Origin of the sequence: Sorangium sp. So ce124, assembly GCF_051525235.1 — a bacterium.
Taxonomy (GTDB): Bacteria; Myxococcota_A; Polyangia; order Polyangiales; family Polyangiaceae; genus Sorangium; species Sorangium atrum.
Window position 1 is genome coordinate 4,390,605 of the sequence record NZ_CP150312.1, and the last position, 24,527, is coordinate 4,415,131.

General features: G+C 72.1%; 17 protein-coding genes and 1 pseudogene. 9 read left to right on the plus strand and 9 right to left on the minus strand.

Translation table 11 applies throughout. From position 1 onward, the window contains the following. Window positions 1-41: 41 nt before the first annotated feature. Window positions 42-1,679, minus strand: a complete 1,638-nt coding sequence (locus WMF19_RS16580; RefSeq protein ID WP_437900014.1) for an FAD-dependent oxidoreductase — start codon at window positions 1,677-1,679, stop codon at window positions 42-44. A gap of 4 nt (window positions 1,680-1,683) precedes the next feature. Next, window positions 1,684-3,288, minus strand: coding sequence for a polyamine aminopropyltransferase (locus WMF19_RS16585; protein ID WP_437900015.1), 1,605 nt, complete (start codon window positions 3,286-3,288; stop codon window positions 1,684-1,686). Window positions 3,289-3,519: 231 nt separating this feature from the next. On the opposite strand from WMF19_RS16585, the gene WMF19_RS16590 reads away from it, so the two are divergent. The 6 genes from WMF19_RS16590 to WMF19_RS16615 all read left to right on the plus strand — a co-directional run bounded on the left by WMF19_RS16590 (window position 3,520) and on the right by WMF19_RS16615 (window position 13,018). Continuing rightward, window positions 3,520-4,992: a DUF4178 domain-containing protein gene (locus tag WMF19_RS16590; protein ID WP_437900016.1), complete on the plus strand. Its 1,473-nt coding sequence runs from the start codon at window positions 3,520-3,522 to the stop codon at window positions 4,990-4,992. A 310-nt stretch (window positions 4,993-5,302) separates the two neighbouring features. After that, on the plus strand, window positions 5,303-5,611 hold the full coding sequence (locus tag WMF19_RS16595) for a hypothetical protein (RefSeq protein ID WP_272097998.1): 309 nt from the start codon (window positions 5,303-5,305) through the stop codon (window positions 5,609-5,611). Between the two features lie 156 nt (window positions 5,612-5,767). Next, window positions 5,768-6,871: a hypothetical protein gene (locus WMF19_RS16600; protein ID WP_437900017.1), complete on the plus strand. Its 1,104-nt coding sequence runs from the start codon at window positions 5,768-5,770 to the stop codon at window positions 6,869-6,871. Further along, window positions 6,868-8,838 (plus strand): S8/S53 family peptidase, encoded by a 1,971-nt coding sequence (locus tag WMF19_RS16605; protein WP_437900018.1) that lies wholly within the window; start codon window positions 6,868-6,870, stop codon window positions 8,836-8,838. Before WMF19_RS16600 ends, WMF19_RS16605 begins: the two co-directional genes overlap by 4 nt. Window positions 8,839-9,047: 209 nt before the next feature. Beyond that, a complete protein-coding gene (locus WMF19_RS16610) occupies window positions 9,048-11,411 on the plus strand; it encodes an ATP-binding protein (protein WP_437900019.1) in 2,364 nt (787 codons plus the stop codon). Further along, complete coding sequence (locus WMF19_RS16615; protein WP_437900020.1) at window positions 11,408-13,018, plus strand: sigma-54-dependent transcriptional regulator; 1,611 nt, start codon at window positions 11,408-11,410, stop codon at window positions 13,016-13,018. The genes WMF19_RS16610 and WMF19_RS16615 overlap by 4 nt, the downstream gene beginning before the upstream one ends. Before the next feature lie 45 nt (window positions 13,019-13,063). Here the strand turns inward: WMF19_RS16615 and WMF19_RS16620 are convergent, their stop codons facing one another. The 6 genes from WMF19_RS16620 to WMF19_RS16645 all read right to left on the minus strand — a co-directional run bounded on the left by WMF19_RS16620 (window position 13,064) and on the right by WMF19_RS16645 (window position 20,432). After that, the gene (locus WMF19_RS16620) at window positions 13,064-14,365 is read right to left on the minus strand and encodes a UDP-glucose dehydrogenase family protein (RefSeq protein ID WP_437900021.1); all 1,302 of its coding nucleotides are present in this window, start codon (window positions 14,363-14,365) and stop codon (window positions 13,064-13,066) included. 178 nt (window positions 14,366-14,543) lie between these two features. Then, entirely contained in the window at window positions 14,544-16,235 is a 1,692-nt protein-coding gene (locus tag WMF19_RS16625) for a L,D-transpeptidase (protein WP_437900022.1), read from the minus strand. Between the two features lie 77 nt (window positions 16,236-16,312). Continuing rightward, window positions 16,313-17,551 carry a hypothetical protein gene (locus WMF19_RS16630; RefSeq protein ID WP_437900023.1) on the minus strand — a complete coding sequence of 413 codons (1,239 nt, stop codon included), beginning with the start codon at window positions 17,549-17,551 and terminating at the stop codon, window positions 16,313-16,315. 295 nt (window positions 17,552-17,846) lie between these two features. Then, on the minus strand, window positions 17,847-18,251 hold the full coding sequence (locus WMF19_RS16635) for a hypothetical protein (protein ID WP_437900024.1): 405 nt from the start codon (window positions 18,249-18,251) through the stop codon (window positions 17,847-17,849). A 149-nt stretch (window positions 18,252-18,400) separates the two neighbouring features. Continuing rightward, on the minus strand, window positions 18,401-19,159 hold the full coding sequence (locus WMF19_RS16640) for a CDP-alcohol phosphatidyltransferase family protein (protein WP_437329568.1): 759 nt from the start codon (window positions 19,157-19,159) through the stop codon (window positions 18,401-18,403). A gap of 85 nt (window positions 19,160-19,244) precedes the next feature. Next, complete coding sequence (locus tag WMF19_RS16645; RefSeq protein ID WP_437900025.1) at window positions 19,245-20,432, minus strand: serine/threonine-protein kinase; 1,188 nt, start codon at window positions 20,430-20,432, stop codon at window positions 19,245-19,247. 75 nt (window positions 20,433-20,507) lie between these two features. On the opposite strand from WMF19_RS16645, the gene WMF19_RS16650 reads away from it, so the two are divergent. Next, window positions 20,508-21,251, plus strand: a complete 744-nt coding sequence (locus tag WMF19_RS16650) for a 2TM domain-containing protein (protein WP_437900026.1) — start codon at window positions 20,508-20,510, stop codon at window positions 21,249-21,251. Window positions 21,252-21,656: 405 nt separating this feature from the next. Here WMF19_RS16650 and WMF19_RS16655 read toward each other — a convergent pair whose 3' ends face one another. Continuing rightward, the gene (locus WMF19_RS16655; RefSeq protein WP_437900027.1) at window positions 21,657-22,979 is read right to left on the minus strand and encodes a hypothetical protein; all 1,323 of its coding nucleotides are present in this window, start codon (window positions 22,977-22,979) and stop codon (window positions 21,657-21,659) included. Between the two features lie 439 nt (window positions 22,980-23,418). Here WMF19_RS16655 and WMF19_RS16660 point away from each other — a divergent pair. Next, a pseudogene (locus WMF19_RS16660) lies at window positions 23,419-23,667 on the plus strand (toll/interleukin-1 receptor domain-containing protein); the annotation flags it as partial. Between the two features lie 453 nt (window positions 23,668-24,120). Next, window positions 24,121-24,471, plus strand: a complete 351-nt coding sequence (locus tag WMF19_RS16665) for a hypothetical protein (protein ID WP_437901805.1) — start codon at window positions 24,121-24,123, stop codon at window positions 24,469-24,471. The last annotated feature ends 56 nt before the right edge of the window (window positions 24,472-24,527 follow it).

Here is a 24,527-nt window from a genome sequence, read left to right on the forward strand (position 1 = left end):
TTCCTCGCGGAGCGGCGCGCTGAGGCGACGAGCGCTCGAGCTCAGAGCCAGCTCTCGCCGATCGCGATCCCCGCCGAGGCCGCGATCGTCTCGGCGGCGCGCACGCCGCAGGCGTGCGCCTCCTCGAAGAGCGCCATCCCCGGCTGATCGACGTGAGCCCAGGCGACGCGCTCGGAGAGCGCGCAACGCGGCTCGAACGGCCGCGGGCCGAGGAAGCCGGGGCGCGGGCGCGGCATCGCGTGACCCCAGATCATGACGTCCATCCGCTCGACGTCGTCGCGCAGGTGCGGGTGCGCCGGCGCGAGGTCGCGCAGCACGCCGTCGGCGAGCGACTCCCACGGCGCGCGGAGCAGCGCCGCGCGCGCGGCGGCCACGTCCGGCCCGCCGAAGGCGCGGTAGTAGGTCAGCACGGTGCGCTGCACCGGCGTCTCGAGGCGCGATCGCTGCGTCGTCGCCGCCGCGAGATCGGTGAGCTGGTGGCGCGCGTCGACGTAGCCGAGCCCCTCCGCGCCGTAGAGGATGGAATCCCACGCGTGGTTGGGGTCGATGGGCCGCTCGACGTGCAGGTTCGCCACGAGCCACGCCGACGCGATCCGCTCCGGCAGCTCGCCCGCCGCGCTCCCCGCGAAGATCCGGCGCACGACAAACGCCGGCGCCGCGAGGATGGCCGCGCGGGCCTCGACACGGCGCGCCTCGCCGCGCTGCACGTCGACGTAGTCGATCTCGACGCGGCCGCCCGGCTGCGGGCGCACCGACGTGACGAGCGCGCCGAGCGACACGCGCGGCGCCGCGCGCTCGAGCAGCGCCTTGACGAGCCGGCCGTTGCCCTCGGGCCAGACGAGATAGCGGCTGCCCGCGAGCTCCGGCGCGCGCGCCTTGCGCCCCGCGAAGTAGTGCAGCCCCGCCCAGGCCGAGATCTCCTCGGGCGCGCCGCCGAAGTCGTCGAGCATCGCGTAGCGCACGTACCAGCGAAGGAACGGCGTGCGGTACCCCTCGCGATCGAGCCACGCCGCCATGCTCATCCGGTCGAGCTGGAGGAGCTCGGGGTCGCGCGAGGAGCGATCGAGGGGGATCTGGAACGCCGCGCGCCCGTCGCTGCCGGTGAGCTCCGTGAGCTCCTCCTCGAACGCATGGAACCTCTCGAGCTCGTCCAGCGCCTCGCTCGAGAGCGCGTCGAGCGGCGCGAGGCCGCTGTGCCACGCGCCCTCGTAGAACAGCCGCTCGCCCGGCGCGTGGCACAGCCGCCGCGGATCGAACGTGGGGCGCCCCGCGGCGTCCCACCCGGTGACGACGCCCATCTGCTCGAGCAGCCGCAGCGTCGCGCGCGCCTCGACGTTCGGCGCGGCGAGGTAGTGCGCGCCCCACGGGTACGGCACGACGCCGTCGTCGCCCCACGCGCTCGTGCCGCCCGGCCTCGGCTCGAGCTCGAGGACCCGCAGATCGAGCCCGGCGCCGGCGAGCCGCCACGCGGCCGACAACCCGCTCACCCCGCCGCCGACGATCACGACGTCCGCGCGCTCGGCGGGGCCGCTCGCCGCGGGCAGCGGGCCGCCGCGGAGCAGGTGGCCCGCGCCGTGGGCCGCGCCCACGATCTCGCCGGCGAGCGGCGCGCGCCCGGGCGAGGCCGTGTGCACGACCCAGCCCGCGGCCACGGAGCTCAGGAAGCCGCGGCGGTTCACCGGATCACCGGGTCCACTCGGCCCACTCGCGCGTGTACACGGAGACGAGCTTCTGGTCGTTCAGCCGGTTGATCGGCGCCTCGACGCGGCCGAGATCGCGAGGGAAGCGGAAGAGCTCCGGCAGGCCGCTCGAGTCGAGGTAGCGGAGCCTCGACGGATCGATCCGGAGGGCGCCGGGCGCGGCGAGCCCCTCGCCGCCCGCCAGGATGAAGCCCCACTCGCCGAAGCTCGGAACGTAGACGTGGAGCGGCGCGGTCTTGAAGCCGGCCGCCTCGAGCGTCGTCACGACGCACCAGAACGACTCGCGCGCGTAGTGAGGCGACGTCGCCTGGACGACGGCGAGCCCGCGCACGGAGAGCCGCTGCCGGAGCAGGTGATAGAACGCGTCCGTGTACAGCTTGCCGACGGCGTAGTTGCCCGGATCGGGGAAGTCGACGATCGCCAGATCGAACGACTCGGTCGACTCCTCGAGGTACTTGAACGCGTCCTCGTTGCGGACGGCGACGCGCGGGTCGCGGAGCGAGCCCTGGTTCAGCTCCGCGGCGAGCGGCAGATCGCGGAAGGCGCCGGTGACCGCGCCGTCCAGGTCGACGAGCAGGATCTGCTCGATCGACGGGTAACGGAGCAGCTCGCGCGCTGCGAGCCCGTCGCCGCCGCCGAGGATCAGCGCGCGCCGCGGCTCGCGCCCCAGCGCGGCGACGGCCGGGTGCACGAGCACCTCGTGGTACCGGTGCTCGTCGTCCGACGAGAACTGGAGGTTGCCGTTCAGGAAGAGGCGCGTCGTGCGCGGGCTCCTCGTGATGACGAGGCGCTGGTAGGGCGACTGCGCCGCGTAGACGATGGGCGCCCCGAAATAGAGCGCCTCCGAGCGCTCGACGAACCGCGAGACGAGCGCGAAGGCGACCCCGAGCCCGGCGATCACGATCAGGCAGAGCGCCCGCAGCCGGACGACGACGGCGCGATCGAGGGGGAACAGGAACGTGCTCGTGATCGCGACGGCCGCGTTGAGCATGCCGAAGAACAGGCTCGTCTGGTGGATCCCGAGGCGCGGCAGGAGGAGCGAGGGGAAGAGCAGGCTCGCGGCCAGCGCGCCGATGTAGTCGAGCGTGAGCACGCGCGCGACGAGCCGCTTGAGATCCAGCGAGAAGTTGAGCAGCCGGATGAGCAGCGGGATCTCGAGCCCCACGAGCACCCCGATGAGCAGCACGAGCGAGTAGAGCAGCGCGCGGAACGAACCGAGCGCCGTGTACACGCGGAAGAGCATCGGCGCGGAGAGCCCCCCGACGAGCGCGAGGCCGAGCTCGATCTCGACGAAGCGCTCGAGGAGCCGGCTCTCGATGTACTGGGAGAGGTACGAGCCGATCCCCATCGCGAACAGGTAAAGGCCGATGACGAAGCTGAACTGCGTCACCGAGTCGCCGAGGACGTAGCTCGCGAGCGTGCCGGTGATGAGCTCGTAGACGAGCCCCGACGTGGCGATGACGAACACGCTCGCGAGGAGCGCCGGGTGCACGAGCCGGGGCAGCGGCTGCGCCGCAGGGAAGGGCGCCGGAGCGTCCCCGGGAGGGGCGCCCCGAGCTCCCGCAGGGCTCTCCTCGGTGGCCGGCATCGGCGCGGTCCTAGCACCGCTCGCGCTGGACCACAGCCTGTTCGGGCTCGTCGGCGCGCCGGTGAGCTCTGGCGAGCGTCCGCGCGCTGACGAGCTGCCGTGTGCGGCGTGCGGCGCGCGGCCACGCGCGGCATGCACGACGTGCTGCGTGCGACGTGCCACGTGCCACGTCGACCAGCGCACCTGAAACGCTTCCTCTTCCGTCATCGAGGCTTCTAGTATGGTGCTCGCGTGAGCACGCCCTTCGACCGAGCAGCCGCGTGCCCCTCCTGCGGCGCGCCGATCACGTTTCGCTTCGCGGGCGCGATGGCGCAGGTGTGCAAGCACTGCAAGTTCGTCGTCGCGCGCACCGATCGGGACCTCCGCGCCGTCGGGCGCGTCGCCGACTTGGTCGATATACCAACGCCCCTCCAGCTCGGGGTCACCGGGCGCTGGGGCAACGAGCCGTTCGTTGTCGACGGCCGCGTCCAGCTCGATCGGGCCAGCGCGCCGGGCGCGCCCTGGCAGGAGATCTTCATCGCGTTCCCGGCCAGCGGCCGCTGGACGTGGGTCGCCTTCGCTCAGGGGCGCTGGTACGCCACCACCGAGGCGCCGCTCCCGCTGAACGGGCTGCCGCAGTGGAGCTCCCTCCAGCCGGGCGGCCGTGTCCACCTCGAGGGGCACGGCATGTTCACCGTCGTCGAGGTCGGCAGCCGGCGCGTGATCTCCGCCGAAGGAGAGATGCCCTACGTCGCCGCGCCGGGCGTGGTGACGGGCTTCGTCGACATCGCTGGGCCGAGGGGCGAGTTCGGGACGCTCGACTACGGCGACGGGCGGATGATCCCGCCCAAGCTCTACCTGGGCCGGCAGATCGACCCGGCCGTGATGAAGCTCGACACCGGCGCCCCTGTGGACCAGCCCACAGCGCAGGTGTCGGCCGTCGCCTGCCCGAACTGCGGCGGCAACCTTCCGCTCGCCGCGCCCGGCACCACGGAGCGCATCGTCTGCCGGTACTGCGGTACGGCGAGCGACCTCACGAAGGGCGCGCTCGTCGCGCTCGGCCAGGTCCCACGGCCGCCCATGGAGCCGTACGTCCCGCTCGGGGCCGAGGGCCAGCTCCGCGGCACGCGCGTGCTCTGCATCGGCTTCGTCATCCGGGGCTGCACGGTGGAGGGCGAGCGCTACCGCTGGCGGGAGTACCTGCTCTACGGCGGGCCGAGCGTCGGCTACCTGTGGCTCATGGAAGAGGACGGCGCGTGGCAGCTCGTGACGCCTCTCTCACCCGGCGAGGTCCAGCCGATGGGCTCGACGGCGAGCTATCAGGGGCGGACGTATGCGCTCAAGCAGAGCGTCCACGCCGAGGTGGAATACGTCATCGGCGAGTTCTACTGGAAGGTCGAGATCGGCGAGGCGGTGCAGGCCACGGAGTACGAGGGCGAAGGCGGCAAGGTCAGCATCGAGCAGGCCCCGACCGAGGTGAGCGTGTCATTCTGCTCACGGCTTCCAGGGAAGGAGCTCGCCGCCGCCTTCCACCTGCCGCCACCGCCGAGCCCCTCGTTCGGCGGCGGGACGGGCGCCAGCGCCGGCACGGTCGTCGTCATCGTCGTGGTCCTGATCGTCGTCCTCCTCATTCTCATCGCGCTCAGCGACTGCGGTGGGGGCGGCGGCGGCGTCATCTTCATTCCGAGCGGTGGGGGCAGCCCGAGCTTCGGCGGTGGGAAGTGATCCAGCTTCACTGATCGATTCGGTTGTGTATGAAATAAACGGCCTGCGCCGGAGCGCCTTTTACGATCCCGGCTGGTGTCGTGTCGGGCACGAGCAGCACTGGACATGTCTATGTCCACCTCCGTGGAAAGGCGACATCGCGTCGAGCGGAGCGGTCGGATTCGGGCAGATGATGGTCGGTTTCGGGTATCGACCGCCGCCGGCCGCCGCTGGCGATCGAATGATTTCAATGGCTTACGCGCTGGTCACCGGCGGCCCGTGACGTGCAATGTGCCGTCCGACGCCGGCGGTGGGCCGGCGGCGGAGGCCCATGCAAACCGTGAATTCGATCGACCCGCACGCACAGCTGCGTGCGCTCTACATCTCGCTGCTCCGAAACCAGGAGTACTTCGACGAGTTCAAGCAGCTGCTCGCCCTCTACGTCGTCGCGCCCGAGGCAGACGAGGAGCCGGTGGACGCGGCCAGGATCCGCGCGCAGCTCAACGGCCGCATCCGCTCCTGGATCGGCGGCTTCTTTGATGGGCTGAGCGCCTCCCAGGTGCTCCAGTGGCGCGCGATCGTGGTCGAGGAGCGCTTCAACGTGTGCCTGTCGCCCTGGAAGGAGTCGAACGTCTATTGATGCTGCGGCGCAGGCGACAGGCGGGGTTGCACCGCCATCGGCGTACGTCTCACCGGCGCGGCTCTGCCCCGGTGCCATCTACCGGCGCCCGGAGCGCGCCGCGCACCGCGAGCGCCGAGCCCGGCGCGGCGCGCGGGGCGATGGAGGTGCCCGCGCATGGATGACGCCCTCTGGGTGGACGAGCTCTACAAGGCGTTCTGGCGGACCCTCCCCGGGATGCTGCACGCCGACGCGCAGGGGCTGGCCTACACGCTCGGCCTGTCCCCGTCGCGCGACGTGCCCTGGAGCGCCGTGTTCAGCAACGAGATCACGCTGGCCGCGCCCGCGCTGCTCGCGGAGGCCATGCCGGGCGTCCGCGGGGCCACGGTGCAGGACGCGCTGCTGGCGCACCTGCTCGCCGTCATCGAGGCGTTCGGCACCGATCGCATCAAGGACAAGCAGGTCCGCCCGACCTGGCAGCTCGAGGCCATCCTGGCGCACGCTCGGCGGGCGCGCGACGACGCGCTCCGCCGCGTCGCGCCAGGCGTCGACGACCCGGCCATCGATTTCGCGCGCGCGGACGACGCGACGCTGTTCGCCATCGAGACCGAGCGCAGCCTCCTGGCGAGCGGCGGGCCCGCCGGCTTCAGCCGCTATTACGCGCTCTCCCTCGGCAAGCAGAGCGTCGGCTTCCCGGCGTCGATCGCCCTCGCGCACGCCGCCGGCTGGACGGCCGAGCGGCGCGAGGTGCTCGCGCGGCTGCTGTCGTCGGTGTGGCTCGGGCTGCAGCTCCACGACGACGTCATGGACTGGCAGGACGACTACCAGCGAGGCGGCGCCTGGGCCGTCGTCCTGGCCTCGGAGCTCCGATCGCGCGCGCACGGAGAGCCCCAGGCCGAAGAGCGCGATCGGGAGCGCGCCTCGGAGCCGCGCCACCGCGGCGCCGTCGCGTACGGGCCGCTCGGCACGCCGCCCTGGGGGATCGCGGTGACGCCGAAGGCGCAGAGCGAGCCGCCGATCCCCGACGCGCCCTCGTCCCTGCTCCCCGTCCGCCGGATCGTCCTCGAGTCCGGCGTCCTCGCGGCGATGCTCGACGGCGAGCGCCGGTGCTTCCGCGCCGCGCGGCGGCGGGCCGCCGTGCTCGGCGCTCGCCGCGTCGCGGCCTGGGCGGAGGGGAGGGAGGGGCAAGCCCAGGAGCTCGCGCGGTGCGAGGCCGAGAGCCCCGGCTTCGCCAACCGCGCCCACGCGCTCAACGCCTGGGCCAAGGCCGTGCTGGCATGAGCCGCGGCCGCGGCGCGGCCGCGCGAGGGGGGGCGGGCTCTCCGGAGGAGGGGTCCGCGCGCGCGCGTCCGGCGCCCGGCCGCAAGAGCGCGCCGCCTCCCGCGTCGTCGGCCGCGCCCAGGACGCGCCCGCGGCGCCCGCCGTGGGACTTCGGCTATGCCCCGGTCCCCACCGCCGCCGGCGACGACGACGGTGGTCCCCTCGACATCGTCGTCGCCTCGCGGTGCCCCGTCGCGCCCGACGCGGTCGCCGAGGCGCTCGGGGAGCGCTGGTCTGGCGTCGCGGTCGAGCGCGTCATCGAGCGGACGCCCATCTTCTGGCTCCGCGTCCGATCCCCCGATCGCGGGCGGCGCGCGGACGTCGTCGCGGCGCTCTCGGCCGCGGCGCTGCCGGTGCGCTACGTCGCGTCGGCCCGGCGCCCGAGCGCCGCCGTCGCCCCCCGCTTCGACGCGGCCGCCGGCGCCGCGGCGCGCCCCGAGGGGTGGAAAGCGCGCGGGGCGTCGGTCGAGGACGAGCCCGTCACCCCTGGCCGCTGGTTCCTGCGCGACGAGGGCGGCGGGATCGGCGTCGATCGCCGCCGCTGCGGGGGCGGCGCCGGGATGCGCCTCGGGGTCATCGACGACGACGCCTGGACGGCCGACGAGCTCGGCCTCGAGCGCGAGGTGCTCGTCATGATGGAGCAGCCGCCGCGCAGCCAGGCGCACGGCGCGTTCATGGTCGCGTGGGCCGTCGGGGGCCGTCGCCCCGGCGGGTTCCGCGGCGTCGCGCCGGACGCGTCGCCCCGGCTCTACCTGATCCCGAAGCCTGGATCGTGCGTCCTCGCCCTGCCGGTCGCGATCGTCCAGGCGGTCAGCGACGGCGCCGACGTCGTTGTGTGCGCCGCGTACGTCGAGGGCTCGACGACGCCCATGCTCGATGACGCGCTCGAGTTCGCCGCCCGCCTCGGGCGCCGCGGCCGGGGCTGCCCCGTCGTGTTCCCCACCGGCCGCGAGGCCTCGAGCCCTCCCGAGTCGCTGCACGCGAGCTTCTCGCTCGGGTTCGGCGAGCCCGCGAGCGACCCGCGCGTGTTCTGCGTCGGCCCGGGCGCCCGCGGCGAGGGGTGGTTCCTCTGGCGGGACCGCCGGGGGCGGAGCCGCCCTTTCGCCAACCGCGGCCCGGCGGTGCGGTGGCTCGCGCCAGGGGACGATCTCGCCTGCCCGCTGCCGTCCGCGTCCAGCGCGACCCCCGCGCTCGAGCGGCTCTGCCACGCCGAGTCGAGCGGGGCCTCGGCGCTCGCCGCGGGCTCGCTGCTCCTCATCCTGTCGCAGAACCCGTCGCTCCGCCTGCCCGAGCTCGACGCCCTCGTGATGCGCACGCTCGCCCCGGTGCCTCCCGCGGCGCCCGCGTCGGCCGAGCCGATCGCCGACCCGTGGGACGTGCTCCCCGACGGGCGCGATCGCGACGGCCACAACGCCAAGCACGGCTACGGCCGCATCGACGCCGGTCGAGCTTGCCTCGCCGCCGGAGATCCGATCGCGCTCGCGCTGGTGCTCATCGGCGAGGACGGCGCCGCGCGCATCTGGCACGACGCCCGCGCCGAGGGCCCGCTCCTCCGCCGCCTGTACTCGCGCCGCCTCGCGCGCTGGGCCGTCCGGGCGCTGCTCGCCGACCCGAGCCTCTGCCACGGCGTCTGCGCGCTCGTGCGCCACGCCCGCCTCACCGCGGGCGACCCCCGGCGCCGGCGCGCCCACGGCGCCGGCGCCGTGCTGCGGCAGCTCTCGCTCCTCGTCCGCGCCCTCGCCGCGAGCCGCGCGGCGCCGCCGCCCTCGCCGCGCGTGCGGGACGAGATCACCGCCGTGCTCGACCGGCTCGAGCGATCGGCGACCGACGCCGCCGCCGTCGCCGAGGTCGAGTCTCGCTTCGGAGCGCTGGCCGACGTCGTGTTCGCGGACGCCACGGACGGCGACGCGCACGAGGGCGCCGCCTGAGCGCGCTCCCGTCCCGCCGTGGGGTGATCCCGCTCTCATCTCCGCGGGAAAACGTAATAATAATTGCGTAGTAGCGCTGCTGGGGCGCCAGGATCGCGGGGGCCGGGCGCGTTGCACGCCGTCCGGCGCGCGAGGCCCGTTGGTTCACCCGGAGTTCCAGCGTATCGTGAGTGGCTGGCGGCGCAATTTGCGCGCCGTCGGCTCTCCCGATGCCCGCTATCGAGAATCGGCGTTGGCTCCTCGCGGTGGTCGTCCTCGCGGCGCTCGTGCTGGGCGGCTCGGGGATGAGGAGCGCTCTGAGCTGGTACGAGCGCCCGTTCCCCGGCGTGCTCGTCGATCCAGACGGCGTGGTCTCGAGCGTGGGCCTGCCGTCCTGGGAGGGCTTCCAGAAGGGCCTCCGGTACCCGGATCGCGTCGTCGAGGTCGACGGCTGGCGCCTCGAGAGCACCGCGGGGCGCTACCGCGCCGGCGCCTGGGATGCGGCGGTCGAGAGGGCGGCGCGCGAGGGGCATCGCTCGGTGCAGGCCCGCGTCGAGACGGCGGAGGGGCTGCGCGACGTCGAGCTCTCCCTCGTCCCCTTCGACGCGCTCGCCTGGTGGTTCTACGCCGGCGGGCTGATGGTCGTCGCCTCGCTCTACGTGGGCGCCGCGCTCATCGCCCTCAGCGCGAGCCCTCACGGCAAGCTCGCCCGCGCCTTCGCGAGCGCCGCGCTGTTCGCCGCGCTCTTCCAGTTCGCGCTGTTCGACTACCACAGCTCGCGCCACCTCGTCCCGTTCTTCCACGTCGCCTACGCGCTCGTCCCGATGAGCTTCTTCACGCTCGCGCTGCGGCTGCCGGACGACGTCCCGCTCATCGCGCGCTACCCCGTCTTCGCGCGGATCGCGCACGGGCTCGGCGGCCTGCTCGCCGCCGCCCTGCTCGCCTCGCACGCGATGGGCTGGACCACCGTCGCGCTCCGGAGCGTCTGCGCGATCCTGTTCGTGGCGTCGTTCTTCTTCTTCGCGACCACGCTGATCCTCCGCTTCGCCGCGGCGGAGGGCGACCGCCGCCGCACGCTGCGCGCGCTGCTCCTCGCGATGGCGCCGCCGCACGTGGTGATCGCCCTGGGCTTCATGCTCGCCATGCTCGGCGCCCCGGCGTCGACGCTCGCGTGGTTCGCGATCCCCGCGCTCGCCCTCACGCCCGTCTCGAGCGTCGTCGCGTTCATCCGCTACGACCTCTGGGGGAGCCGCGCGCTCCTGTCGCGCCCGCTCACGCGCGTCATCATCGCCTGCATGATGGTCGCGCTCACGGTGATCCTCTGCTCCGCGTGCGCGGGGTACGCCGGCCTCCCGCTGCTCGGCGCGATCAAGGTCGCGGCGCCAGCGGCCGTCGTCAGCGCGGCGCTCGTCGTGTTCGCGCTCGGCGCGGGCGATCGGAAGCTCTTCCCGGCGCGCGCGGAGTACAAGCCCACCGTCGAGCAGCTCAGCGAGGAGCTGACGCTCGTCGCCGATCCCGACGAGGTCGCCTTCGCGGTCGAGCGCACGGTGGCGCGCTGGCTCTCCTGCGAGCGGGTCACCTTCCGTCGCATCGCGGTCGACGCGGCCGACGGCGCGAGCGCGGGCAACGCCGGCGCCGCGCCCGGCGAGCCGGCGCCGAGGGCGGACGAGTCGAGCGGCGAGCGGGTCATCGAGGTCGAGCCGCCCGACGCGAGCGCGAGCGCGAGCGAGCTCTCGCTGACCGTCATGTTCCGCGGCCGGCTGCTCGGCGTCCTCGAGGTGGGCAAGAAGCGCGGCGGCGCCCTGTTCACGAGCGAGGATCTCGACCTGCTCCGCACGATCGGCAACCAGGCCGCGCTCGCCATGGCGCACGCCCACAGCTACGCGGAGCTGGAGCGGCGGCGCCGTGAGCAGGCCGCCGCGTGGCGCGACGAGCGCGCGGCGCTCATCGAGACGCTCGCGGCCGAGATCACCCACGAGGTGCGCTACCCGATCAACTTCTTCCGCTCCGTGTTCAAGCGCGGATCGAGCAACCAGAGCCTGGACGCCGAGGAGGTCGAGATCGGCTGCGAGGAGGTCGAGCGCCTCGAGCGCCTCGTGATGGGGCTGCGCCGGGTGACGCACAGGAAGCTCGAGCGCCGCCGCCTCGCGGTCGAGGAGCTCGTCAGCCGGGCGGAGATGCTCCTGCGCGATCAGCTCGGCAAGCGGCGGATCGAGGCGCGCGTGAGCGCCGGATCGAGGCTCCGCTGCGATCCCGATCAGGCCACGCAGGTGCTCGTGAACCTCCTCTCGAACGGCCTCGACGCGGCCGGCGACAAGGGGACGATCGGCGTCGTCTGGGAGACCACCGAGAGCGGCGCCGAGCTCGTCGTGTGGGACACGGGGCCCGGCATCTCGGGGGACGCGTCGCGCCTCTTCGCGCCCTGGTACACGACGAAGCCGCGCGGGACCGGGCTCGGGCTCGCCATCACGCACCGCATCGTCCGGGCCCACGGGTGGTTGATCGAGCCGGAGCGGCGCGACGGCACGACGCGGTTCGTGATCTCGATCCCCGCCGCCGACGTCTCCATGACCGCGGAGGACGAGGTCGCGTGAAGATCCTGATCGTCGATGATCAGCGGAGCGGCCGCCGCACGCTCCGGCAGATCCTGGCCGCGCTCGACGAGGTCGAGGTGATCGAGGCGGTCGGCCTGGACGACGCGATGGCCGCCGTGGAGCGGAGCGCGCCGGACCTCCTGCTCCTCGACGTGCGCCTGTCGGACGATCCGCGCGATCGCGGCGGCCTGGAGATCCTGCGGCGCGTGCGGGCCTCGGGGCGGAGCACGCCCGCGCTGATGGTCACGTCGGTCAGCGAGCTCTCCGAGATCCGGGAGGCCATGCGGCTCGGCGCGCAGGACTACGTGCTGAAGGACGAGCTCTGCCCGGAGATGCTCCTGCCGATCATCGAGGGCCAGCGCGAGCGGCTGCTCCTGAAGGGCGAGGTGGTGCGGCTCCGCGAGCGGGTCGACCGCACGTTCGGCACGAAGGCGCTCCTCGGCTCGTCCGCGGGGATGGAGCGCGTCCGCCGGATCATCGAGCGGGTCGCCGAGTCGAACAAGACGGTGCTCATCCGCGGCGAGACCGGCAGCGGCAAGGAGATGGTCGCCCGCGCGCTGCACGAGATGAGCTCGCGCCGCGGCGAGCCGTTCGTCGCGGTCAACTGCTCGGCGCTGCCGGGGACGCTCATCGAGTCGCTCATCTTCGGGCACGAGCGCGGCGCCTTCACCGGCGCCGAGAAGCGCATGCGCGGCCAGCTCGAGCTCGCGGGCGCCGGCACCATCCTGCTCGACGAGATCGCCGAGATGCCCGGCGAGCTGCAGGCGAAGCTCCTCCGCGTCGTCGAGGATCGCCGCTTCCGCCCCCTCGGCGCCGAGTCGGAGATCCCGCTGCGCGCCCGCGTCCTCGCCGCGACCCACGTCGACCTGGAGAAGCGCATCAGCGAGGGGCGCTTCCGGGAGGACCTCTTCTACAGGCTCAACGTCGTCACGGTGCACGTCCCGTCGCTCGCCGAGCGCGACGCCGATCTCATCGAGCTCCTGCTCGCGTTCAGCGCGGAGCTACCGCGCAAGCTGCGCTACACCGACGACGCGATCGCGTGGCTTGTCCGGCGGCCCTGGCCCGGCAACGTGCGCGAGCTCCGGAACGTCGTCGAGCGGCTGGGGCTGCTCGCGGACGACGACCTCATCGACGTCCCCACGCTCGAGGAGCTCGCGCGCGAGCGGCCGGTCGTGGACGCCACCGCGGAGATCGACCGGCTGGCGCGCGCCCTGCTCGCGCTGCCCGAGCGGCTGGGATCGAAGCTCCGCGTGATCGAGCGCGCCGTCCTGCACCACGCGATCGAGAGCTGCGGCGGCAACAAGGCGGCGGCGGCGCGCCTCATCGGCGTCGATCGGAAGATGCTCGAGCGGCGCTGGGATCGGCACACCGGCGAGGAGCCGCCGAGCAGCCGGCGGATGTCGATGCCGACGCCGCTCGCCGCGCGGCACCTCGGCGAGGAGCCGCCGAGCAGCCGGCGGCACACGCCCGCGAACGGGACGCGGCACCTCGGCGAGGAGCTGTCGGGCAACCGCAGCCAGACGCCCGCGAACGTGCCGCGGTACGTCGGCGAGGAAGCGCCGACCACCCGCCGCCAGGTGCTGCCGCCAGGCCACGACGACGCCTGAGCGGCGCGGCGCCGCCGGTGCGCCGCGCTATCGGGCTGGGGCGCGCTACTTCCTGCCGATGCCCGTGTAAACGAACCCCATGCCGCGGAGCTCGTCCGGCTCCCAGATGTTGCGCCCGTCGAAGAGCGTCGGGGAGCTCAGGATGCGCTTCAGCCGGTGGAAGTCCGGGCGCCGGTACTCGTGCCACTCGGTGACGACGACCAGCGCGTCCGCGCCCTCGGCCGCGCCGTACATGCCGTCGCTCAGGAGGATGCGGCTCCCGTAGATGGCGCGCACGTTCGGCATCGCCTGCGGGTCGTGCGCCTGGACCGTCGCGCCCGCCTCGAGCAGCGCGTCGATGAGCGTGAGCGCCGGCGCCTCGCGGATGTCGTCCGTCTGCGGCTTGAACGCGAGCCCCCAGACCGCGATCGTCTTCCCCTTCAGCGCGCCGTCGAAGTGGGCGCTCACCTTGCCGGCGAGCAGCCGCTTCTGCCGCGCGTTGATCCGCTCCGTCGCCCGGACGATCTCCAGATCGTGCCCGACGGAGCCCGCTGTGTAGAGGATGGCCGAGAGGTCCTTGGGGAAGCACGAGCCGCCGAACCCCGGGCCGGCGAACAGGAACTTCGTGCCGATGCGCGGGTCGGCCCCGACGCCCTTGCGCACGAGCTCGATGTCCGCGCCGACTTTCTCCGCGAGCACGGCCAGGTCGTTCATGAACGAGATGCGCGAGGCGAGCAGCGCGTTCGCGGCGTACTTGGTGAGCTCGGCCGAGCGCGCGTCCATGAGCTGGATGCGGTCGCTCGCCCGCACGAACGGGTTGTAGAGGTGGCGCAGGATCTCGCGGGCCTTCGGGTCGTCCGAGCCGATGATCACGCGGTCGGGCTTCATGAAGTCGTTCACCGCGTCGCCCTCCTTGAGGAACTCCGGGTTCGACGCGACAGCGAACGGCTGGGTGGCGTTCGCGCCGATGATCTGCCGGAGCCGGTCCGCCGTCCCGACGGGGACCGTGCTCTTCGTGGCGATCACCTTGAAATTGTTCAGGTTCTTGCCGATCGTCTCGCCGACGGCCTCGACGGCGGAGAGGTCGGCGGAGCCGTCGTCCGCCTGGGGCGTCCCGACGGCGATGAAGACGATCTCGGCGTCGCGGATGGCGCTGGCGACGTCGGTGGAGAACCGGAGCCTGCCGTCGCGCGTGTTCTTCGCGATCAGCACGTCGAGGCCGGGCTCGTAGATCGGCACCTCTCCGCGCTTCAGCATCTCGATCTTGGCAGCGGACACGTCGACGCACGCCACGTCATTCCCGAAATCCGCGAACCCCGCGCCGGCGACGAGGCCGACATACCCTGTTCCCACGACGGCAAGCTGCATGGGCGGGACGCTACCACGACCCCGGCGCCGTTCGAGCCGGCAGTCGCACGGACTGTGACCCTCGATCGATCTGTCCTACTCCTCTCGCGTGCGCGCGCGCGCCGAGCGTTCGTGCTGCCCTTGCCCTCCCTGAGCAGAGGGGGCTGCCGGGCGCTCCACGGCAGAGGCGCCGCGCGGCTCAGGGGTGGACGAACACCACGGTGCCGGTCAGCGAGCGCGCTGCGCCGTGCCATCCCGGCGGGACGGCCGGCTCGGTCCAGAAGAACAGGCGGCGGGCGTCCTCTGGAGACAGGTTGATGCAGCCGTGGCTCTTGGGCCGGCCGAACTTGTCGTGCCAGTACGCGCCGTGCAGCGCATACCCCTCCTCGAAGTACTGCACATAGGGCACGTCGCGCAGCTCGAACTCCTCGCCGACGGTGTCCGAGTCCATGGTGCTCGTGACGAACTTCGTGTGGATACGGAAGATCCCGCGCTTGGTCGCGGTGCTGGACTCGTGATCATCGAGCCCTGCCTCACCGCTCGAGATCAACGTCGCATAGACGGGCTTCGTGCCCTCGTAGGCGACGAGCACCTGCTTCGTGATGTTGACGTCGAGCCACTTCTCGCCGTTCTTTCCCCAGGCAGGCATCTTCTTGGCAGGGTCGATGCGGCCGGCGTGGCGGTCGTCGACCCAGTCGCCGTCCTTCGTCTCGTAGTGCAGCTTGCCGCCGAAGAACTGCTGCTTGCCGGTGAGGGGCACGGCGGATCGCCACTCGAGCTCCCCGCCGTCGACGAGCTTCTTGCCGACGACGCGCCACCGCTTGCCCCCGGCGCGGCGCACGAGCGCGAACGGGAAGTCGACGTCCTTGCCGATCTCGACGCCGTGGAACTCGGAGCCGCGGATGGGGCGGAACCTGTCGGCCGGGATGACGCGCAGATCGGTGGTGACGTTGTAGCGCCGGCCCTCGTGGAGGAACGACTCGAGGAAGGCCATCCCGTTGCGCCGCGAGACCTCGTCGATCTTCACGGCGTCGTTGGTCTTGATGAGGCCGGAGAGGTTGGGGGCGCGCCGGCCGTCGCGCAGGTACCAGGGGATCTCGCGATCGGTGATGCGCTGCGCGAGCGCGTCGAGCGCGGGCGGGGCGGGCTCGGCGCTCCATTTGAGCCAGACGTCGAGGCCGTAGGTGGCGCCGCTCTCCTCGTCCTTGGCCCAGCGATCGAGGTGCTTCTTGAGGTTGGGCTCGAAGCGCGCGAGGTCTTCCTCGGTCGGGATGCGCGCGTAGGCGGGGCCGCCGCGCGTGACGGTCCCGTACATGTACGGGAGCTTGTGGGTGACGTCGGGGCGGCGGGCCGCAGCGCGGACGATCTCGTCGTCGAGGTCGAGCGTCGCATCGGGGCCGACGCACACGTAGCCGAACGGCTTGATCTTGCGGAAGCCCCCGGGGCAGCCGGACGTGCCGGCGGGCTCGGGATCCATCTCCACGACCGCGCCGGCGCGCAGGAAGCCGACGGGCTTCGCGTCGGCGCTGGGCCGCGCAAGGACGCGGGTGAGCATCGAGGTGCTGGCGAGCCGCGGGCGGCCCTCGGGGATCGGCGCCGGCGGGGTGGCGACGCCGCCGAGCGAGACGATCGGCGGGCCCTCGGGCAGGCCGGGCGGCGGCTCGTCCTCGGCCGGGGCGGACGAGGCGACGGCCGCAGGGGAGGCGAGGGCGGCGGCGGAGGCGCCCTGGGCCTTCTGGCTTCCGGCGGCCCCGGGCAGCTCGATGGGCGCGTCGGCGGCGCCCCCGGAGCGGCCGCAGGCCGAGAGGGACGCGGCGAGCGCGAGGAGGGCGAGCGCATGGCGGCTCGCCGCGAGCGTGGCTGCGGCGCGCGTTCGAGGCGGCGTGTCCATGGCGCGCCGACCGTAGTGCACAGGAGGGGGAGGAGGGCCAGTTTTCGGCAGGCGGATGGAGGTGGGCTCTCGGCGCCTCACCTCGGATCGGGCGCCGAGAGCCGCCCTCGAAGCGCCTCGACGTCGGCGACGGCGGCCGCGTCGTGGTGCACGATCAGGGTGAACGGATACCGCTCTTCACCTCTCGTATCGGGATCGTAGGCCCCGGTGGGCAGCGCGGTCACCACGAGGGTTCGTTTCCCGTCCGCCGCGAGCTCCAGATCCGCGGAGCCGGACGACAGATCCAGGATCTCGCCGTCCGAGTCGGGCGTCAGACCGGGGACGGCCTGGACGACGAAGCGGCGCCTCGCGTCGTCGGGCGCCTCGAGCGACACCCGGAGCGGTCGAGGCGTGTCCACTCCTGCCGAGAGCTCGATATAGCTGGTGCCGAGCAACATCGGCGCGCGCTCGCGGATGTCGATCCTGCCCGGCCTCGCCTCGACCTGGGCCGCCAGCGAGAGCTTGGCCGCCGCGAGGTTCTCCAGGCCGCCCGCGAAGTGCCGGAAATGGCGATCGTCGATGTGATCGCCGGTGTACCAGCGCCAGCGCGCGAGCTCGGGGACGGCCTCGACATAGCTTGTGCCCGCCGCCTCTCGGAGCATCGCATCGAGCGCATCGACGAAGTCAGGCTCGTTGGGCTGCGCGCCGCCGCCTGGGCCGGCAGCGTCGCGCGACCCGAGCCACATGCGCGAGACGAACCGCGGATCGCCGTCGAAGAACCGATCCTTGAGGTAGAGCAGCACCATGGAGGCGCCGTACATGGACCATGTCTCGTAATGATCGTTGTGGTCGATGGCCCAGTCCGGGTGTCTCTGGAAATCGGCCAGGCTCTCGCCCGCGTAGTGATCCGCGCGGACCTGGTCGAGGAACAACGCCGACATCTCGAAGACGACGGGGCTCTCGCTCCAGTCGTCGGCGGCCTGCGAGGCGTGCGCCATCTCGTGCACCACGGTCTCCTCGAGCGCGGAGCCGCCGTAAGGCCCCCACGGATCGACGATCATGGTGGGATGCCGGTCGTCCCACGAGGTCGACGGCTCGCCTCCGAGGACGTCGACGAGGCAGCTGCGGTGGCCTCTCCACACGAACACGTCGAACGCGTCGTCCGGTCCGCACTCTCCACCATCGCCGATCGGCGGGCGCATGCCGATCTGGTTCACATGATAGTCCCAGCCCTCCTCGACGAACGCGAGGACCTGGCGCGCGGTGTCGCGCTCTTCCGCCTTGTAATGATGGACGAGCACCGGGAGCGTCGAGGATCGAAGGGAGAAAGGAAACATCTCCTCGAAGTCGGCTCGCCCACAGATGCTCTCGCCTTCCGCCAAAGGGTGCTTGTACTCCGCAGGTGTGGCCGGGGTCGTGTCATCCCCCTCTGTGCCGCAGCCGACAGGCCCGAGGCCGAGGGTGAAGCAAGCCAGCCAGGAAAGGGATCTCCGCATCGAGGCGCTTTAACCGAGCCTCCGGGGAGCTTGCAAGGATGCAAGGAGCGGCTGCCAGCATGGCCGCGTGGCGCGAGGGAGCAGCACCCGGCTGCGTGCGTGCCAAAGGTGCTGCCCTCCAACCGCGGCTGCAGTGCTAGGCAGACTGGTCGAGCTCTCGCACCGTGTCGCGGAGCGCCTGGGCCTCGGCACGCTCGAGGAACACGGGCGCTGACAGGGGCGTGGGCGCGTGGTCGCGAAACTCCACGGGCTGGAAGGCGGCGAGCGCACCGGACGCGGTGTAGGCGAGATCCAGGCGCACCGCGGAGGTGTCCGGGTCGCCGTCCTCGTCGAGGGCGAAGGGGAGCTTCGCGATGGCGGCGAAGTCCCGCCTCTCCAGGGCGGTGGTGAGCGCTCCGATCGGGCAGGTGAAGTAGCGGAAGCCTTCTTCCACCTTCTCACCCGTGGAAGTGTACACGAACTCGCTCAGGATCAGCCATTTGCGACGGGTGGTGAAGCGAGGATCGGCGCGCAGGAAGTCGGAAAGTTCTTGGATCTCCATCGTGCGTTCATACCGCAACCGGGCTCAAGACATCCATCGGTCCGTCGAGGCGGGTCACGCTGCTCGGTTATCCCGCACACGAACGCGGGGTGGGGCGCCTCGATGCATTGACCCTATGACATGGCCCTACGGCGGGGGGCGATGAGAGACTACGACCGTCCGAACCTGAGCAGCAGCCCGAGCCAGCCCTTCGCGAGGTAAAGGAGGTTGATCAGCACATACATCCAGAAGAACACGTCGAGCCGGTCCGCGAGCGCGAACGCCCAGATGTGGCTCGGGTAGTGGTTCAGGAAGCGCAGGAACGTCATCACCAGCGCCGCCGCCCGGGCGGCGGGCGACCGGGGCCGCTCCTCCGTGGCGGTCTCGTAATAGGCGGAGACCGACGTCTCCTTGCCGCTGATCTCCGGGCGGCGGACGAAGTTCGTCAGCGAGATCGCCGAGGCGATCACCGCGACCCCGACGACGCCGGCGAGCAGGAAGCGCGGGTCTCCGCCGGGCCAGCGGCCGCCGTCGAGCCCGAGGCCGCCGGCGCTGAAGAGGCGCATCGAGAGGGCCCCCGAGAGGAGCACCGCCTTGAGCTCGTCCGTGAAGAAGTCGAAGAGGTGGCCCTCCTTCGACGCGAGTTGCTTGTGCCGCGCCAGCATCCCGTCGGCGCAGTCGAGCAGGTAGCTCAGCTCGAGCACGGCGATGGCGACGAGGCCCCCCGCCGCCGTGGGCAGCGCGACGAGCAGCGCCGCCGCGACCACGAACACGGCGAGGTTGAGCAGCGTCACCTGGTTCGGCGTGATCGAGGTCCGCGCGAGCAGCGCGACCACGCCGCCGGCGAGCGGACGCATCAGGTACGTGTTGAAGAGCTGATCGTGCTTCTTCCGCGTGGCCAGGTAGATCCGCTTCGCTTCGCCGAGCATGGCCGGCGCATCCTAGCCGAGCGGCTCGCGTCTTGCTCGGGCGGCGGCGCCTTCGCCGCCGGCTGACGGACCGCCCGCCGCCCGGTCAGCGCCGCGCCGGGCGCGAGGCGGGCGCGGCCGCGTCGAGCGGCTCGTCGCTCCAGTCGACGGCGATCGAGTCCTCCTTGGCGGCGTCGGGGCGCACCCACTCCTTGGTGATGGAGCCGCCGCTCACGGGAGGCTCGTCGCTCCAGTCGACGGCGATGGAGGTCGAGACGCTCGCGGGGTGCACCGCGATCGTGGCGGGCCCGCCCTCGTCCGCGGCGCCTCGGGGCGACGGCTGCTCTCGCAGCGTGATCGCGTCCGGAGCGAGCGCGTGCGCGAACCGCGACGCGCACGGCGGCGGCTCGCTGCGCAGGAGGGCGCGCACGTCCTCCAGCATCTGGCGCGCGTCGGGGTAGCGCTGATCGCGGTCGAAGGCGAGCGCGCGATCGACGACGAGGCACACGTCGCGCGGCGCGTACGGCGCGCGCTGCGCGAGCGGCGGCGCCGGCTCCCTGCCCATCTTCAGCAGGAGGTCGAAGTCGGTGCTCGCCTCGTGGACGTGGCGGCCGGCGATCAGCCGGAACATGGTGGCGCCGACCGCGAACAGGTCGGCGCGGGCGTCGATGTCGCGGCCCTTCGCCTGCTCCGGCGGCATGTACGGCGTCGTGCCGAGCACCAGGCCCATCCGCGTGAGCTCCCCCTGGAGGCTCGAGTCCTGGCGGATCCGCGCGAGCCCGAAATCGAGGACCTTGATGCGCGGGCCGCCGCCTTGCGCGGGCGTGTCCCCCGCGCCGTCGCCGACGACGTACAGGTTGGGCGGCTTGATGTCGCGGTGGATGATCCCCTGCGCGTGCGCCGCGGCGAGGGTGTCGAGCACCTGCGCGGTGAAGCGGAGCACCTCGGCCAGCGGGAGGCCGCCGAGGCGGCGCTCGCGCTGGGCGAGCGACTCGCCCTCGAGCAGCTCCATCACCAGGAACGGCGCCCCGTCCTCGGCGACGTCGATGTCGCGGATCTCGACGGCGCCCGGGTGGCGGAAGCGGTTCGCGGCCTGGGCCTCGCGCTCGAACCGGTCGCAGATCTCCTTCGACTGCGCGGCCTGCGGGTGCAGGATCTTGAGCGCGTCCCGGCGGCCGATCCGGTGGACGCCGACGTAGACGGCGGCCATGCCGCCGGCGCCGAGCAGCCGCTCCAGCGTCCACTTGTTGCGGATCGTGGTCCCCACGCGGTGTGAGGCGGTTTCGCTGCTCATGGGGTCCTTGCGTTCATGGAAGCGGCGCGGCCGCACGCGGTCAAGCGTATGCTCCGCGCGGTCGCGAGGAGAGCGATGACGAGACCGGGCAAGCAGAGCGGGCGGCAGTACACAGAGGCCGAGGTGCGGGCCATCCTGGAGCGCGCCCTCCGGGACACGCAGGCGCGCGGCGTGAGCCATGACGAGCTGGTCGCGGCGGCCGACGAGATCGGCATCTCGCGGGGCGTCATCGAGGCCGCGTCGCGCGACATCGAGCATGTCCGGGGCGAGGAGGCGGCGCGCGAGGCCATCCTCGCGCGCCGGCGCAAGGGTTTCCGCACGCACCTGTTCTCGTTCCTCCTCGTGAACGCGTTCCTCTTCGCTGTGAACGCGCTCACGGACGGGCCGTGGTGGTTCTTCTGGCCGCTGCTCGGGTGCGGCCTGGGGCTCGCCTTCCACGCGCTCGGAGCGCTCTCCAGCGAGGTGTCCCCGCGGCAGATCCACCGGGAGCTCGAGCGCAGCGCCGCGCAGGCGCGGAAAGAGCAGCACCGGCGGCTGAAGGAGCAGCGCAGGGCCGAGCGCCTCGAGCGCAAGCAGCGCCTCGAGCAGAGCGCGGAGGATTTCGGGCACGCCGTCGAGGAGGGCGTCGCGACGGTGCTCTCGCGGATCGCGCAGGAGATCCGCGGCAGCGCGCCGCCGCCGGCGCCGGCGCCGGCGCCGGCCGAAGGAGCGTCGAAGAGGTCGCGGATCGCGCCGCTCGATGCGGACGAGGACGAGTCGGAGGCGCTCGGCGAGGAAGAGGCGGATCGCGCGGCCCGACGAGGCCGCGGCGAGCGCTGAGAGGGGCGCAGGAGGGGGGAAGTGTTGCGCAGGATACAGAACGGGCGGCGCAGGAGGGTGGCGGGGCGGCGCTGGCGCTGATTCATGGTTGCGCAGGACACAAACATGGGCGCGCAGGAAGGGCGTCGAGGCTGTGCTGGAGCCGTGCAATTGTGGCGTAGGACACGAAAATGGGTGTGCAGCAGGGTCGGCGGGGCTGCACAGGAGGGTCGGCGGGGCTGCACAGGAGGGTCGGCGGGGCTGCATAGGAGGGGCGGCGGGGCTGCAGAGGCGGGGCGCGGGGCTGCACAGGAGGGTCGGCGGGGCTGCATAGGAGGGGCGGCGGGGCTGCAGAGGCGGGGCGCGGGGCTGCACAGGAGGGTCGGCGGGGCTGCATAGGAGTGTACGAGCGGAGCCCTGGTCGCCTCAGGAACGCTCGCGCAGGGTGAACTGCCAGCACAGCATCTCTTTCTTGAAGCTCAGCTCGTCCAGGCCGATGGCCACGTCCAGGCCGGCCGACTTCGCGAGCTTGTTCATGTCGAACGCGACGAGCTGGATGTTGGAGGCGTAGCGCGCCACCTGGTCCAGCACCGCGTCCAGCAGGGCGCCGACTGTCTTGTTGAGCGACTTGCGGGCGAAGTCGAGCGGGCCCCAGCTCCCCTCGAGCTTGATATCGACGTCCGAGCGCTTCACGTCGAGGTTGATGGCCGCCCTCGCGTCGCCGTCCAGGCGCTCTAACCGCACGACGGGCTTGAGCACACACTCCCCGTCCAGCTTGATGGACTCGCCGATTCCAGCCACCTTTCCCGAGACCTTGGCGTACGCCTTGACGCGCATCGTACACGTGACTTTCCCCTCGGAGATCTCGAGGTTGGGGGAATAGACTGTCGCCTTCACCTCGGCCTCGCCCGAGAAGACCGAGTAGCTGGCCTTCTCCTTCTCCTTCCAGGAGGGATCCTGGACCAGCCCCTCGAAGGCCATGTTGATGGCGTCCTCGCGGGCGACGAGCCGAACGCGCCCGGCCCCCTCGATCGGCGTGAGGTCCGTGCGCGGGATCGCCGCGCCTGGCGCCGTGGCCTGGTTCCCGCCGAAGACCCGTGCATATCCGTTGATCTGATCGTCCTCCACCTGGGCGCTGATCAAGGTCGCCCGGATGTCGCCGAGCCCCTGCGTCAGCTCGGGGATCAGGAGGCGCTCAAGCCACTTGACCAGGGCCGGCACCACCACCCTGTCGAGCACCTGGGTCGCGACGGGATCCACCTCGCCCTGCGTGGTGGCCACGGCCTTGTCCACCTTCATGATCAGCCGCGGACCGGCCACAGCGCACGTCGCCAGGATGTCGGCCCTGGCGATGAACTGCAGCTTTCGGCCCGGGAAGGTGAGGGCAAGGTGGATCGTGTCCACCGTGCAGAGCGTGTTGGACCTGCCGGCCTGGACCTGAGGCGGCAGCGGCGCGAGGTTGAGCATCGGCGACTCCGGGATGGAGTAAAGATAGCTCACGCCGAGGTCCGGGAGCGTGCCCTCCTGCTCGAAGAATTCGTCATAACGCCGGTAGTAGTAGTCGACGACGAACTGCATCAGCGACTCGTCAGCTGCGAGGTACATGGCCTCGGTGCGCTGGGGTTGAATGTTGGGGAGCTTCACTTCGGCGGTGGTGGGGTAGGCATCGAGGTTCTCCTCTCGGGGTTGGAGAGAGGCGTTGTGTGAGCCTCGCTCCGGCAGCATGAGCGGTATCGGGGTGCGTCTCACCCCGCCCTCCGCGCGCTTCACTCCTTCATCCGAAAGGTCAGAGAAGAACCCGACGGGGGTCGGTCGATTTTTTCTTCAGGAGCTCGTCCAGGTCGCCGTGGGCTGTCACCCAGGTCGCCGCGGGCCTTCGCCCCGCGCCCCGCACCGCCCGACGGTCGATCCCTCTCGCGTCTGGCTCACCCCCCCCCGGCCGGCTACCGTCGACGGGATGGTTCACCCCGTCGTCGATCGGTGATCCCGTAACCGCTTCGGCGCCCCCGCCCCCGCGCAGGAGCGCGCGTGGCCGGTTTCGACCGATCCTGGTGACCGCTGCCGGCAACCGGGGCACCATGGCCGCCGAATGGGCCTGCACCAGGGCGCTCCCGGTACCTCGCCGGCGAGATCGAAGCGGAGGCTTCCGGCAGGCAGCGCGAGGTGAGCGCCAGGCGGAGGGAACAGCGTGCCGTCGAGGATCTTCATCAGCCACGCCGCTGCGGATTCATCGCATTGCCAGCTCCTGGAGCGCCATCTGGCGTCGCTCTGCCGCGAGCATCTGATCACGCTCTGGCATCACCGCATGGTCCATCCAGGCGAGGATGCGCGAGCGGCGATCCGCAGGCAGATGGAGGCTTCCGATGTCGTCCTGCTGCTGGTCACCCCGGATTTCGTGGCATCGGACGAGTGCAACGAGCAGGCGGCCCAGGCGATGGTGCGCCATCGCCTCGGCGCGGCGCGCGTGGTGCCCATCCTGGTGCGCCCTGTCGACTGGCGCGGCGCTCCGTTTGCGGCGCTGAGCCAACTTCCTCCGGACGGGCGAGCCATCACGCGTCATCCGGACCACGACGAGGCCTGGGAGCAGGTCGCGCGCGAGCTCCGGTCCATGGTCGTGCGCCCTTCATCGCGGCTCGCCATCGCCGGTGAGAGCACGCCAGGCCGCCCTCGCAGGGAGACGCCGGCGAGCCGCACGCTCGGTGCTACGGCGCTGGCGCTGGCTCTCGCCGCTGCCGGAGCGACCCTCCTGTATCTCCGTTTGGAGCCCGAGCCACGTGACAGCGTGAGGGCGCCCGAGCCAGCTGACAGCGTGAGGGCGCCCGAGCCACGTGACACCATGAGGCTGAGCCATCTCCTGTGGGCTCCAGCGGACTGCGGTCAGAAGCAGCCCATGGTCGGCTATCGACAGTGCAGCGATCTTCGTGGCCTCCCGTGGCTGCAAGCCCAGCTCAACCTCCTGAAGAGCGCAGAAGTGCGGGGCTTCGCCGGTCTGCCTGTCGATGCGCGGCTGGACGCGGCGAGCTCCGCGGGAAAAGACAACTGGCTGCTGTACACGACGGTGGGAGACCGACGTGTCCTGGTCGCGGTGGGCTATCAGCATGAAACGCGCTCGAAGGATGGCTGCCTGCGTCTGTACGACGCGCAGACGCTCGAAGCGCGCTCTGCCACGGTCTGCCTGGACGAGGGAGGGCGCTGGTGGACCAGGGACGAGAACGGGACCTATCGAGCTGTTGGACGGTGACGTCCCACCGGGCGCCTCGCAGGGTGTAGATCCTGCACGCCCTCCCCGTGAAAGAC